The organism is Campylobacter concisus (assembly GCF_902460715.1).
Lineage (GTDB): Bacteria > Campylobacterota > Campylobacteria > Campylobacterales > Campylobacteraceae > Campylobacter_A > Campylobacter_A concisus_AK.
This window is the reverse complement of the sequence record NZ_CABPUX010000003.1, coordinates 127,742-141,398: the sequence shown is the minus strand read 5'-3', so window position 1 is coordinate 141,398 and position 13,657 is coordinate 127,742. Positions and strand designations below refer to the sequence as shown.

The following is a 13,657-nucleotide window of genomic DNA, read 5'->3' as shown; positions in this document are numbered from 1 at the left end:
ATGATAGAGATCAAAAAGCGTTGCCATGCCACCAAGGTTAGCCAACGCTTCTACTACGCACTCTTTTTGGTTCATTTCTCACTTAGATACTCTTGTAAGCTTTTTACTTCAAGTGCTTTGCCAGTTTGAACTGTGCTTAGCGACTTAGCAGCTGCGAGTGCTGCACGGATAGTTGTGAAGTAAGGGATTTTAAATCTAAGTACATTTTGGCGGATCTTTTTGCCATCATCTACGCTTGATTTTGTATCGCTTGTGTTTATAACAAGTGCTATATCGCCATTTTTTAGTCTATCTTCGACGTTTGGTCTGCCCTCGCTTATCTTATAGACAAACTCAGCCTCTACGCCAGCTTCGCTTAAAATTTTATGCGTACCGCCAGTTGCAACGATGCTAAAACCAAGCGCTATTAGCTCTTTTGCAAGATCAGGCGCGTAAGATTTATCAGCGTCAGCTAGCGTTAAAAATACCCTGCCTTTGCTTGGCAAAGTGTTGCTAGCAGCGATCTGGCTCTTTGCAAATGAGCTTGCAAAGTCGTGGCTTATGCCCATGACCTCGCCCGTGCTCTTCATCTCAGGGCCAAGGATGAGATCGGCGCCACTTAGCTTGTTAAATGGCAACACGCACTCTTTTACACAAACATGCGAACTTACGCGAGGTTTTAGGATGTCGCCGTCCTCATAAACAACTCTATAATCATCATAAAATTTAAGCGCCTCACGTAAATTTCCCTGCCACATAACTCTTGTAGCTACCTTTGCCATAGGCACGCCAGTAGCCTTGCTCACAAACGGTACAGTCCTACTTGCGCGAGGATTTACCTCGATCATATAAAGCTCATTTTCATAGATAGCAAACTGGATATTCATAAGGCCAACAACGCCTAAATTTAGTGCGATATCTCTGGTTTGCTTCTCCACTTTTTTTATCATCTCATCGCTTAAGCTCATCGGTGGCAGTATGCAAGCTGAGTCACCAGAGTGAATTCCAGCCTCCTCGATGTGCTCCATTATCGCGCCTATATAGACCTCTTTGCCGTCACATATCGCGTCTACGTCGAGCTCTTTTGCATCTTGTAAAAATTTATCAAGTAGCACTGGTGAATGGTTGCTAACCTTTACTGCCTCGCTCATATACTCTTTTAGCTCGCTCTCGTTATGCACCCTTCTCATCGCCCTGCCGCCTAAAACGTAGCTTGGACGAACAAGCACTGGATAGCCGATAGTCGCGGCCTTTTGCAAGGCTTCTTCTAGGCTAGTAGCGGTGTCATTTTTAGGCTGAAGGACGCCTATTTTATTTATAAATTCGCTAAATTTCTTTCTATCCTCGGCCACGTCGATCACTCTTGCGGTTGTGCCGATGATCTTAGCGCCGATCACGCTTAGGCGTTTTGCAAATTTAAGCGGAGTTTGACCTCCAAAATGCACGATCACGCCATCTGGCATTTCGCGCTCGATAACTGATCTAACGTGCTCAAAATCGATCGGCTCAAAGTACAAAATATCGCTCGTGTCGTAGTCGGTTGAGACGGTTTCTGGGTTGCAGTTATACATTATCGTCTTTATGCCAAGGTCTCTTAGGGCGTAGCTTGCATGCACGCAGCAGTAGTCAAACTCTATGCCCTGGCCTATCCTGTTTGGACCGCCGCCTATTATCATCACCTTTTTAGCATCTTTTGCTAGCTCTTTTTTAGGAAATTTAGTGATATTTGTGGTTGAGTAAAGATATGGTGTTAGTGCCTTAAACTCGCCCGCGCAAGTATCGACCTCGTTGTATTCAAGCTCGATGCCAAGCTTTTGTCTAGCAAAATAGATATCATTTTGGCTAAGCTCAAGATCGTCTTTTTCATTTATAAGCACAGCTATCATCTTGTCTGAAAAGCCCATACTTTTGGCCTCTCGCAGTAGCTCTTCATTGTTTAAGATATCCATGTCGATCTTATCTTCAAATTTAACTATCTCGTAAATTTGCTCCAAAAACCAAGGGTCGATCTTGCTAAACTCATGCACCTCAGCCACGCTAAAGCCATCTCTAAAGGCTTGCGCTAGATATAAAATTCTTCTCTCATTTGCATTTCTGATGCCATAAATCAAAGCGTTTTTCTCTAGGCTAAGGCTGTTAAATCCGCAAAGATCGCGCTCTAGGCTGCAAAGCGCCTTTTGGATACTCTCCTTAAATGTCCTACCTATCGCCATGACCTCACCGACTGACTTCATCGCAGTGCCTAGATATGGGTTTGATCCTGGAAATTTCTCAAATGTAAAGCGCGGGATCTTTGTCACGATGTAATCAATCACCGGCTCAAAACTAGCAGGCGTGCCAGTTATGTCGTTTTTGATCTCATCTAGGCTAAACCCAACTGCTAGAAGTGTCGCGACCTTTGCGATCGGATAGCCAGTGGCTTTACTTGCTAGTGCTGAGCTTCGGCTAACACGTGGGTTCATCTCGATAACGATCATGCGGCCCGTTTTTGGGTCTATGGCAAACTGCACGTTGCTGCCGCCCGTATCAACGCCGATCTCACGAAGTATGGCAAAACTAGCGTCACGCATAGCCTGATACTCTTTATCTGTGAGTGTGAGTGCTGGTGCGACTGTGATGCTATCGCCTGTATGCACGCCCATTGGGTCGAAATTCTCGATCGAGCAGACGATGATGCAGTTGTCATTTCTATCTCTGATGACCTCCATCTCGTACTCTTTCCAACCAAGCAAACTCTCTTCTATCAAAATTTCATGTATCGGGCTTGCGTCAAGGCCAGTGTTGGCTAGCTCTTTAAACTCATCCATATTATAAGCCACGCCACTTCCTGCGCCGCCAAGTGTGTAGCTAGCTCTTATGATGAGCGGAAAGCCTATCTCATTTGCTGCATTTAGCGCGTCGTCCATGTTATAAGCATATCTACTCTCAGGCAAATCCATGCCGATCTTTTGCATGGTCGCTTTAAAAATTTGTCTATCTTCGCCTTTTTTTATCGCTTCTGGGTTTGCACCTAGAAATTTTACATCCTTTAAAAGTCCGCTCTCAAAGACCTCCATAGCGGCGTTTAGCGCCACTTGACCGCCCATAGTTGGCAAAATGGCGTCAATCTTTTCTTTTTCGATGATCTTTAAAATGCTATCTTTTGTGATAGGCTCGATATACGTTGCGTCGGCGAAATTTGGGTCAGTCATGATGGTGGCTGGGTTTGAGTTGATAAGCACTACGCGGTATCCAAGCTCTTTTAGCGTCTTGGCTGCTTGCGTGCCTGAGTAGTCAAATTCGCAGGCTTGACCGATGACGATAGGGCCTGAGCCGATTAGCAAAATGGTATTTATATCTGTTCTTTTTGGCATCATTTTTCCTTTGTTACAACGTATAGGTAGTTTGGTATGTTTAGCTTCGCATAGGGCTCAACTATCACGCTTTGATAGGAGCTCTCTTTTAAAATTTTACTCACGCGCCCTACTGGCACCCCACTAAAAAATATCCCGTCAAGCCCGCTCGTAAAGACCTCATCGCCCTCTTTTGGGCTGAGCCATTGTGGGATAAATTTCACCATTATTTGGCCTTGATTTCCATGCGCGACGCCTGGAATTTTCTCATTTCCTATATATACGGCAAATATACTTTTTGGGTCATTTTGTAAATAAGCTAGTGGCTTGCCGTCTTTTGCGATGACGATGCCAGCGCTGCTTCCTTGATAGATGAGCCCGTAAATTTTATTTGGGTCGTATCCTTCAAACTCGCTTATCCAAATTTTATTATAATCCCCGATATGCACGTAACTAAGACCTTTTACTAGCTTTACGGCTGGGGCGTAGGCAGTTGAGTTTTTATCTTTTAAAATTTGATTTAGCTCGTTTGCAAAAGTAGATAGAAGCGTGGCTGAGCGCTCTAACTCTTTGTTTTGCGCTCTTAGTTTTTCTATCTCACTAGCCTGCCTAAAATATTCGTTTATATAATCTTTCACGCTTTTGGCAAAATTGTCGTATGAATTTATAGCGTAGTTGCTAAATTTGATAGAGATGTTGCTTAAAATTTCGCCCTTAAACATCGAGGCGCCAGCAAGCAACGCTATAAAAACAAAAAGAACAATTTTACTCTTCATTTGTTAGCTGTTGTAAAAGTCCGATCTCTTGAAGTGCCTTGCCTGTGCCTCTAGCAACAGCAAGAAGCGGCTCATCAGCTACAAATACTGGAAGCTTAACGATATCAGATAAGAACTTGTCAAGCCCTCTAATAAGCGCTCCACCGCCAGTTAGCACGATACCAGTCTCCACGATATCGCCAGCAAGATCAGGCGGCATCATCTCAAGCACGGTTTTTAGCGCATCTGCGATCTCTTTTAGTGGCTCTCTCATCGCCTCTCTCACATCCTCGCTCGTTAGCTCAACCCTGCTTAAAAGACCGCTCACTTGGTCGCGTCCTTTTACCACTACACTTAGCTCTTTTTCAAGCTGAACAGCAGAGCCCACAGCGATCTTTATCTCCTCGCCTGTTCTCTCGCCTATTAGTAAGTTGTATTTTTCTTTTATGTAATTAACTATGCTGCTATCTATCTTATCGCCAGCTGTGCGGATAGATTTTGATATTACCAGACCGCCAAGTGAGACGACACCGATCTCAGTCGTACCACCGCCGATATCCACTACAAGGTTGCCTTGTGGCTCGCGAACTGGTAAATTTGCACCAATAGCTGCTGCCATAGGCTCTTCTATCAAAAATACCTCTCTTGCACCAGCACTTAGCGCGCTCTCTCTAACAGCCTTTCTCTCAACCTGAGTAAGTCCGTAAGGAACTGAGATGATGATCCTTGGGCGTAAGAAATTTTTCCTTCTATGAGTCTTTTCTATAAAGTAGCGTATCATCCTCTCTGTCATGTCAAAGTCCGCGATAACGCCATCTCTCATCGGTCTTATCGCCTCGATGTCGCCAGGAGTTTTTCCCACCATCTCTTTTGCAGCGTGGCCGACTGCTAGAATTTTTTGTTTTCCATATTTCTCACGTCTTACTGCAACAACTGATGGTTCATTTATGATTATTCCCTTATCTTTTACCAAAACCAAAGTATTTGCCGTACCTAAATCTATACCCATATCACTTGAGAAAAAACCTATAACCTGATCTAAAAACATCTATTTCCTTTACGCTGTTAATTTATTGTGCTTTACCAAAATCGGCTTTGCCTTATCTTTTACCGTCTCTTTTGAGATCACGATATCGTAGTCTTTTAGCTCTGGCAGATCATACATTATATCTGTCATGAGCTCTTCCATTATGCTTCTAAGCCCTCTTGCCCCAGTCTTTCGCTCGATAGCAAGGCTCGCTATCTCTTCAAGCGCTTCATCGTCAAATTTAAGCGTAGCGCCGTCGATCGCACAGAGCTTTTGATATTGTTTTAATATCGCATTTTTTGGCTCGGTCAAAATTTTAACCATATCCTCTTTTGTTATCTCATTTAAAGTAGCAACCACGTGAAGTCTGCCGATGAGCTCTGGGATGAGGCCATATTTTACAAGATCGTCTGGCTCAAGCAGGCTTAGTAAATTTTCTTTTTCGTTTTTGCCACGTTTTTCTTGGTTAAAGCCAAGTACGTTTTTACCAACTCTGCGCTCGATGATATCAAGAAGTCCGTCAAATGCACCGCCGCAAACAAATAAGATATTTGTCGTATCTATCTGAATGAAGTCTTGATTTGGATGCTTTCTGCCGCCTTTTGGTGGGATATTTACGACGCTACCTTCGATGATCTTTAAAAGCGCTTGCTGCACGCCCTCACCTGAGACATCTCTTGTAATGCTTCTGTTTTCGCTCATTCTAGCGATCTTATCGATCTCATCGACAAATACAATGCCCTGCTCCGCCTTTTTCACGTCGCCATTTGCAGCTTGCAAGAGCCTTGTAAGGATATTTTCAACGTCCTCGCCGACATATCCAGCCTCAGTTAGGCTTGTCGCGTCGCAAATCGCGATAGGAACGTCAAGAAATCTCGCCAAAGTCTGAGCCATCAACGTCTTGCCGCTTCCAGTTGGACCAACAAGCAAGATGTTTGACTTTGAAATTTCAGTGTCGTCTTTGATGTCGCTTTGTTTAAAAATTCTCTTATAGTGGTTATATACGCCGACGCTAAAGACCTTTTTAGCCCTATCTTGACCGATCACGTAGTTATCAAGTACCGCTTTTAGCTCCTTTGGTGTGAGCTTTTGATACTCTATCGCCTCATCGTTTTTACTCTCTTCTACACTTGTATCACCATGTATCATATCGTATGCTGCTGCTATACAGTACTCGCATATATAGGCGTTTCCTTCGATATCTGCTAATAATCTTCTCTCAGCAGACTCAGCTTCGCCACAAAAATTACACTTTCTAGCCATTAATCTCTTCCTTTTGCAAGCGGAATTCCTCTTGTCGTTTCTAATATAAATTTACACATTTTCTTTACGTTTTCGTCGCTGGTTTTTGCTATCAGCTCGTTTGCTTGATCTTTTAGGCTGATGCCTTGATTAAACAAAAATTTATAAGCGCGAACAAGCTCTTCAACCTGCTCTTTGTCAAATCTACGCCTAATGCCCACTAAATTTAAGCTTCTTATATAGGCTCTGTTGCCCTCAGCTAGGCAAAATGGCACTACATCTTGGCTGAGCGCACTAGCCCCCGCGACCATGCAGCTCTCACCCACTCTAACAAACTGGTGAATAGGCGTAAGACCGCCCACAACAGCGTAGTCGCCAAGCTCAACGTGACCAGCTAGAGTTGCGTTATTTGCCAAAATGACGTTGCTACCTATTATGCAGTCGTGTGCGATGTGAGAATATGCCATGATAAAGGCGTTATCGCCGATCCTTGTTATACCATCGCCCTTGTGCGTGCCTGAGTTTATCGTGCAAAACTCACGTATAGTTGCGTGCTCGCCGATGATGACGCCAGTATCGACCTCATCTTTATAGCTGATATCTTGCGGGATGTCGCCCACGATCGCGTAGCTAAAAACACGAGAGTTATCGCCGATCCTCGTCTTGCCAAGCACCCTTGCACCTTGTTTTATCGTGACGTTGTTGCCAAGAACCGCATCCTTACTTACAAATGCGTAAGCCTCGATATTTGCGTCATCTCCAATGATCGCTCCATCTTCTATAACTGCTGTTTGGTGGATATTTTTCATTGTCTCTCTTTTTTAAGCAAAAGCCTATTTATCGACTATCATCGCTTTTAGTTCAGCCTCGGCGCATAGCACATCATCAACATATGCTTTGCCCTCGAGCACCCAAATATTGCCTTTATGTTTTAATACATTTAATCTATACTCTAGCCTATCTCCAGGGCGGACTGGATGGCGAAATTTCGCTCCGTCTATGCTCATAAAATAGACCACTTTGTTCTCGATACCAGCTTGATGTTCGTCGCTCATACTCTTAAACGCTAGCACGCCGCCAGCTTGCGCCATGCCTTCAATGATCATCACACCAGGATAGATCGGGTGACCTGGGAAGTGCCCCTGAAATATCGGCTCGCCAATAGTTACATTTTTATAAGCGACGATGTTTTTTGCAGGCTCTAGCTCGACAACTCTATCGATAAGCAAAAAAGGAAATCTATGTGGGAGAATTTTTTGAATTTCTACGACGTCTATCACGTTTTAGCCTTAGTAATGTAAATTTTGGCAGATTGTAACAAATTTATACTAAGAAAAAAATTATTAGTCTCTTTTAAAATCTCTGAAATTTAGCCTTAATGGGTCTAAATTTAGCTCTCTAAAACCAAAATTTCTTCGCTGTCGTTGTAAAAAACAGCCTTTGCGTAAATTTCGTAGCTGCCCTTTTTGACCTCGTCTAAGATGATGATAGGATTTTGCGAAAACTCCCCGCTTATATCACGGCGAAATTTCATCTCGGCGTCAAGCTCAAGCGGCCTTTTGCAAAGCTCATCAACGCTTTTAAATTTGCTATTTGTAAATTTATTAAAGCGCTCTATGCTCATAAATATCGTGCCTTCTTTTAGCTCATCATCGATCTCGCAGTCGCGCTCTACGTTAAGCTTTAAATTCTCTCTTTTAAAGCCAGAGTAGAGCACAAAGTAGCTTGGCACCACAACTGCTTCAAATTTAACACTAGCACGCAAAAGTCTGTAGTTTAAAAACCGCCTTCTAAAAAGGTGAAATTTCTCTCCTCTCGCCTCGCAAAGGCGCACCTTTTTGTAAAGCTCAAGTCTAGCTTCTATGCTGCCATAAAGTGCCCTTGCGTGCAGCTCGCTCATCAGCTCACTTTGGGGTAAATTTTGCGAGTCTCGCTGTTTTTTTAGCGCAAAGACGCAGCCACAGTAGTTTTGGTGATAGAGCTTGTCCTTTTTAGCGAGGATAAACTGCTCGCTTGTGCCGCCATTTTTTCTATAATCAACCGCAACGGCTTCTAAATTTGAGCCAGCCACCGCCTCATCAAGCGCCTTTTTAAGCTGAGAAAAGTCCTTTTTTGGGCTCATTAAAAGTGTCGTTGTGATCTTATTTAGACCAAGATCTAGCGCCTTTTTAGCTGAGTCTTTCATACGAAAATCAAAGCAGTACTCGCACCTTTTGCCCTTTTCTGGCTCATCTTCAAGCCCCTTTGTGCCACCAAGCCACGCTTCGTAGTCGTATTCGCCACATATTAGCTTGATGCCTAGCTTCTCGCAGCTTCGCTTCACGTCCTCAAAACGCAGTAAAAATTCGCTATATGGATGTATGTTTGGATCATAAAAATAGCCTACTATTCGCTCATTTGGATGATCTTTTCGTAGGCGCTGTAAAAAATAGTGGCTATCGACCGAGCAGCAGATATGAACTAGCAAATTTGACCTTTTTTGCTTGCATTATATCAAAGTTTGGCCTCATAAAATTTAGCTGCATCGAGGTATTTTTTAAGGACATTTTGGCTTGCAAGATCTTCAAATTTACCCCACGCCACTTGCTTGCCAGATTCGATTATTAGCACCTTTTGCGCTATCTTCATCGCACTTAAGATATCGTGCGTGATAAAGATAATGCTGATCTTTTCATCCAAGCTTAAAAGCAAATTTATGATCTTTTGCTTCGTCTCGTTGTCAAGTCCGCTTGTTATCTCGTCGCAGATTAGGACTTTTGGCTTTGAAAGAAGCGCTAGCAGTATCCCAACCCTTGTCGCCTCGCCGCCGCTTAGCTGTGACGGATATTTTTCTAAAATTTCATCTTTTAAATTTAAATTTGCCAGAAGCTCTTTGAGCTCATTTTCGCTAAAGCTAAGCTTAAGATACGACCTCGCGTGAGCGATGGCAGTTTTTACTTTTAGCGCTGGATTTAGGGCTTGTTTTTGGTTTTGCAAGATATATCTGATATCTTTTTTTAGCTCATTTTTGTCCGTGATCTCTTCATTATTTATATAAATTTTGCCCCCACTTTTTGGCTCACTAAATGATATAAGCTTTGCAAGCGTGCTTTTGCCACTGCCACTTTGCCCTAAAATGGCTAAATTTTCGCCATCATCAAGCTCGCAACTTATCCCCTCTAAAAGGTGTAAAACTTCAGCTCTAGCGTTAAAATGCTCCTTAAAACTTAAACTTTTTGAGACGTTTTCAAGCCTGATTTTCACGCATTTTCCTTTAAATTTAGCCGCCCATCTCTCATCTGCCAAATCTCATCACTAAGATAGTTTGTTAGCGCCTCATCGTGCGAGATAAAAACGACGCTCATCTTACCCTTTAGGCTCTCCAAGATGCCCGCCACATGGCTACCGCTAATGCTATCAAGCCCGCTTGTTATCTCGTCGCAGATTAAAATTTTTGGCTTTAAACAAAGCGCAAGAGCGATCTGCACACGGCTCGCCTCGCCGCCACTTAGCTCGTATGAGTATTTGTGCCAGATGAGATTTGCATTACCCAGCCCAAACTCCCTAAAATAAGCAAATGCAAGCTCTTTATTTGATTTATTATCGCCGCCAAGATAGGCGTTAAAGTGATCGCCCACATTTAAAAGCGGATGAAGGCTTGCAACGGAGTTTTGAAAGATGAGCGCGGCGACCTTTTTTCGGTGTTCTTTTAGCTCATTTTGACTAAGTTTTAAGATATCTTTTTTATAAATGCTAAATTTATCTGCCCTCACTCTAAATTCATCATCAAAAAGCCTTATTAAGCTCTTTGCAAAGAGCGATTTGCCACTGCCACTTGCACCTGTGATACCTATAAATTTACCCTCTCCCATGGCAAAATCAAGCTCTCGCAAAAGCTTCTTATCCTTATAAAAAACGTTTAAATTTTTAATCTCTATCATATTTTTATATTGCCATTTTTTGAATTTGACGTGATGATCGAGGTTGCAAGGATGAGCAAAAAGAGCGTCACGCCAGGGAAGAGCACCATCCACCAAGAGCCAAGAAAAAGCGCCTCTTTGCTCTCATTTAGCATGATGCCAAGGCTTATTTTATTTGCGTCGCTACCCACGCCAAAAAAGCCAAGCGTAGCCTCCATGACGACCGCGTTTATCGCGTTTATGCCAAAGATGCTAACTATTAGATGCTTTAAATTTGGCAAAATTTCAAAGCAGATAAGGCTAAATTTACTAGCTCCATTTATCACAGCTTGCTCGGCGTAGTCGCACTTTTTACTAAGTCTTAAATTTTGCATAAAGACTTTTGCGCCCTGCATAAACGAGCAAATGGCGATGATAAAAGAGGTTATGAGCAGATCTCCGCTACTAAATGAGCTAAAAAGCATGATGAAAACGATGTTTGGTATGCTTAAAAAAGCATCAAGTCCCTTATCAAAAAGGCTCTCACAAACCTTGCTCTTGCTCGTGCCAAAATATGCGTATATGAGCGAGAAAAGCGTCGTTAAAAAGCCAGCTAATAGCAAAACAAGAAGCGAGTTTTTAAGCGCGTAGGCCACTCTTATGAGATTGTCTCTACCAAGGATATCAGTGCCAAAGATATGCTCGCTACTTGGAGCTAAATTTACCGCCATAAAGTCAGTGAAATTTGGCTCAAATTTAGAAAAAAATGGTGTCACAAAGGCAAATGTGACAAGCGACAAAAAGACAAAACAGGCTAGGAAAAATATGACTTTTCTCATAAATTTCTCTTATCTGCCAAGATAGCAAAAATTTTTGCTAGCAAATTTGCAAAAACGACAAAAACAGCCGTTAGCAAAATGGTTGCAAGTGCGACTGGATAGTCTTTGGCGATGACTGCATCAAGGCTAAGCTTGCCAATGCCTGGAAATGAAAAAATGCTCTCAATGACGTATGAGCCAGCAAAAACGCCAGCTACAAGGGTTGCGAAATAATAGACTATATCGGTGCTTGCGTGCTTTATCGCAAAGAGATAAATTTTGCCCCGCCCCAAACCTCTAGCGTGAGCCGTCTGGATAAAGTCAGCGTTTAGGCTTTGATTTAGCCTGTCTCTTACAAATTTCACGTTTGCGCCAAGGTGTGGCAAGATGATGGCAAGCGTTGGCAAGATGATAAATTTAGCCCCTACTCCGCTAGAGCCTAGCTCGTTTGCGCCAGAGCTTGGTAGCACGTTTAGATAGACGCTAAAGATGGCTATTAGCACGAGTGCTACGTAAAAATGTGGCAATGAAGCTAGCAAAAAGGAGCTAAAGTTTATAAAGATATCGGCAAATTTATTCTTATAAATGGCGCTTAAAAGCCCCAAAAAAAAGGACAAAAAAACTATCAGAAAAAATGAGGCAAAAAACAAAATAAGCGAGTTTAAAAGTCTCTCTTTAATGAGTAAAAAAACGCTTGCCCCACTTACAAAACTAGTGCCAAAGTCCCCAGTAACAAAGTGAGCTAGCCATCTAAAATACTGCACAAAAAAGCCATCTTTTAGCCCCAAATTTTCTAAAATTTGCTCTTTTATAGCCACGCTCACCGCCTCACTTCGCAAAAACATCGCATCAGTGACATTGCCTGGCAAAAAATATATGAGCAAAAATAGAAAAAATGAGATAAAAAACAGCAACCCAAGGCTTGAGATCGCTGTTTTCAAAATGGCTCTAAACAAAGTTTTTATCCACTATTTTACTTGCCACTCTCTTATGTTCCATAAAAATCCAGCCCCATGGTGGCCTAAAATTTGCGTCTTTATGCCTGAAATTTTGTTGTTAAAAACGAGCGGATAGTCAAGATAGGCTATAAAAATGTAAGGTGGATTTTCAAAAAGCGCTTTTAGAAATTCTTTGTAGTATTTTTTCCTAAGCTCCACGTCCTTTGTATATCTCGCGTTTTTTAGGGCAAGATCGACTTTTGCGTCCTTGTAGTGGCTAAAATTCCAGCCATTTTCATTTACGCTCACATCGGCAAATCCGCCAAAAATTCTATATGTGTGAAAGTCCGGATCAAACGGGCTTCCCCAGCCGATAACAAAGCTATCTACCTTGCTTATGCTAAAGGCTGTTCTTGGCTTTGCGTAGGCTTTGGCTCTTACGCCAAATTTCTCAAACTCACTACTTAAAATTTTGGCTAGATTGACCCTTAAGACGTCGTTATTAAAGGCGTAGATGTCAAAGCCAAGCTCCTTGCCGTCCTTTTCAAAAAAGCCAGCCTTGTTTTTCTTAAAGCCGCTCTTTTCAAGTAGCTCTTTGGCCTTTTGCGAATCGTAGCTGAATTTAAACTCGCTGTCATTTGCAAAGCTTTTTTCTATCGGATTATTCGCTACGCTTGCATATCCGTGAAATAAGCTTTTAACGATCTTATCTTTATTAACCGCGTAGTTTAGGGCTATTCTTACATTTTTATCTTGAAAGATAGGATCTTCAAGGTTAAACATCAAAGCCCTGTAGTCTGCGCTCTTAAATTTAAGCAAGCTAAGTTTTTTATCATCTTTTATGAAATTTACCCCAGTTGGAGAGATGAGCGCGACGTCGATCTCACCGCTTTTTAGTCCAACAAGTCTTAAATTTTCATCGCCGACGATCTTAAAAAATACCTTTTTTATCTTTGGCTCGCCTTTATAGAATTTATCATTTGCCACAAACTCCAAACTCTCATCTTTTTTCCATTTTACAAGCTTGTATGCACCAGTGCCGATAGGTGCGTCATTAAATTTATCAGTCGCGATATCTTTGCCCTTTAAAATGTGCTCAGGCAAAACGCCAAAACTAAGTGCGTCAAGAAACGGCGGAAAAGGCTCACTAAGCGTGATCTTGACTTTATATTCGCCTAAAATTTCAACGCTTTTTACCACCTCGTAGTTTGAGATAGCAGGCGCGTTTAGCTTCTTGTCTTGAGCCGCTTCGATGGTAAATTTAACGTCCTTTGCGCTAAATTTCACCCCGTCATGCCAAAAAGCATCATCTCTTAGCTCAAAAACATACTCCAAGCCATCTTCGCTCACCTGCCAAGACTTCGCAAGCTCTGGCACTACATGGCTATTTTCATCGTGGCTAGTAAGACCAGAGAAAACCAGCGAAAGCGTAGGATCGTGATCCTCGTCGTAGAGTGGATTTATACGAGGTGTTTGCTCCTCGATAGCGACTACAACGGCATTTTCATTTGCATAAGCAAAGGCAGAAAACAACAAAAACAATAAAGCCAAAAATCTCTTCATCACTCGCTCCTTTGTTTAAAAAATATTTGACGAATGGTAATACGAAATGCATAAAAGTATTATTAAGATAAATGTAAATTCAATGTATAAAAAATTTGAAATTTCTAACTATCTTTTAACCTTTT

General features: G+C 42.2%; 12 protein-coding genes. All 12 read right to left on the bottom strand.

Going from position 1 to position 13,657, the window contains the following annotated elements; all coding sequences use genetic code 11:
* Positions 1-71: 71 nt before the first annotated feature.
* Positions 72-3,332, bottom strand: coding sequence for a carbamoyl-phosphate synthase large subunit (gene carB / locus F3G91_RS09450; protein WP_149701410.1), 3,261 nt, complete (start codon positions 3,330-3,332; stop codon positions 72-74).
* Positions 3,332-4,087, bottom strand: coding sequence for a rod shape-determining protein MreC (gene mreC, locus F3G91_RS09445; RefSeq protein ID WP_035142556.1), 756 nt, complete (start codon positions 4,085-4,087; stop codon positions 3,332-3,334). The genes carB and mreC overlap by 1 nt, the downstream gene beginning before the upstream one ends.
* A complete protein-coding gene (locus F3G91_RS09440) occupies positions 4,077-5,114 on the bottom strand; it encodes a rod shape-determining protein (protein ID WP_002939972.1) in 1,038 nt (345 codons plus the stop codon). The genes mreC and F3G91_RS09440 overlap by 11 nt, the downstream gene beginning before the upstream one ends.
* 9 nt (positions 5,115-5,123) lie before the next feature.
* Positions 5,124-6,356, bottom strand: coding sequence for an ATP-dependent Clp protease ATP-binding subunit ClpX (gene clpX, locus F3G91_RS09435; protein WP_021088133.1), 1,233 nt, complete (start codon positions 6,354-6,356; stop codon positions 5,124-5,126).
* Positions 6,356-7,144, bottom strand: a complete 789-nt coding sequence (lpxA, locus tag F3G91_RS09430; protein WP_009295380.1) for an acyl-ACP--UDP-N-acetylglucosamine O-acyltransferase — start codon at positions 7,142-7,144, stop codon at positions 6,356-6,358. Before lpxA ends, clpX begins: the two co-directional genes overlap by 1 nt.
* A 24-nt stretch (positions 7,145-7,168) precedes the next feature.
* Positions 7,169-7,615 carry a 3-hydroxyacyl-ACP dehydratase FabZ gene (gene fabZ / locus F3G91_RS09425; RefSeq protein WP_004317884.1) on the bottom strand — a complete coding sequence of 149 codons (447 nt, stop codon included), beginning with the start codon at positions 7,613-7,615 and terminating at the stop codon, positions 7,169-7,171.
* A 110-nt stretch (positions 7,616-7,725) separates the two neighbouring features.
* A complete protein-coding gene (locus tag F3G91_RS09420; RefSeq protein WP_149701409.1) occupies positions 7,726-8,802 on the bottom strand; it encodes an epoxyqueuosine reductase QueH in 1,077 nt (358 codons plus the stop codon).
* 26 nt (positions 8,803-8,828) lie between these two features.
* Positions 8,829-9,578: an ATP-binding cassette domain-containing protein gene (locus tag F3G91_RS09415; RefSeq protein ID WP_149701408.1), complete on the bottom strand. Its 750-nt coding sequence runs from the start codon at positions 9,576-9,578 to the stop codon at positions 8,829-8,831.
* Positions 9,575-10,255 (bottom strand): ATP-binding cassette domain-containing protein, encoded by a 681-nt coding sequence (locus tag F3G91_RS09410; RefSeq protein WP_149701407.1) that lies wholly within the window; start codon positions 10,253-10,255, stop codon positions 9,575-9,577. Before F3G91_RS09410 ends, F3G91_RS09415 begins: the two co-directional genes overlap by 4 nt.
* Positions 10,252-11,052 carry an ABC transporter permease gene (locus tag F3G91_RS09405; RefSeq protein WP_149701406.1) on the bottom strand — a complete coding sequence of 267 codons (801 nt, stop codon included), beginning with the start codon at positions 11,050-11,052 and terminating at the stop codon, positions 10,252-10,254. The genes F3G91_RS09410 and F3G91_RS09405 overlap by 4 nt, the downstream gene beginning before the upstream one ends.
* Positions 11,049-11,972, bottom strand: a complete 924-nt coding sequence (locus F3G91_RS09400) for an ABC transporter permease (RefSeq protein ID WP_223227865.1) — start codon at positions 11,970-11,972, stop codon at positions 11,049-11,051. Before F3G91_RS09400 ends, F3G91_RS09405 begins: the two co-directional genes overlap by 4 nt.
* A gap of 27 nt (positions 11,973-11,999) precedes the next feature.
* Positions 12,000-13,532, bottom strand: coding sequence for an ABC transporter substrate-binding protein (locus F3G91_RS09395; RefSeq protein WP_149701405.1), 1,533 nt, complete (start codon positions 13,530-13,532; stop codon positions 12,000-12,002).
* Positions 13,533-13,657: the final 125 nt, after the last annotated feature.

Bases quoted from the DNA above. Each gene is read 5' to 3' on its own strand.
- F3G91_RS09410 (WP_149701407.1), bottom strand. From the start codon at position 10,255: ATGATAGAGATTAAAAATTTAAACGTTTTTTATAAGGATAAGAAGCTT.
- F3G91_RS09440 (WP_002939972.1), bottom strand. From the start codon at position 5,114: ATGTTTTTAGATCAGGTTATAGGTTTTTTCTCAAGTGATATGGGTATA.
- mreC (WP_035142556.1), bottom strand. From the start codon at position 4,087: ATGAAGAGTAAAATTGTTCTTTTTGTTTTTATAGCGTTGCTTGCTGGC.
- lpxA (WP_009295380.1), bottom strand. From the start codon at position 7,144: ATGAAAAATATCCACCAAACAGCAGTTATAGAAGATGGAGCGATCATT.
- carB (WP_149701410.1), bottom strand. From the start codon at position 3,332: ATGCCAAAAAGAACAGATATAAATACCATTTTGCTAATCGGCTCAGGC.
- F3G91_RS09405 (WP_149701406.1), bottom strand. From the start codon at position 11,052: ATGAGAAAAGTCATATTTTTCCTAGCCTGTTTTGTCTTTTTGTCGCTT.
- clpX (WP_021088133.1), bottom strand. From the start codon at position 6,356: ATGGCTAGAAAGTGTAATTTTTGTGGCGAAGCTGAGTCTGCTGAGAGA.
- F3G91_RS09395 (WP_149701405.1), bottom strand. From the start codon at position 13,532: ATGAAGAGATTTTTGGCTTTATTGTTTTTGTTGTTTTCTGCCTTTGCT.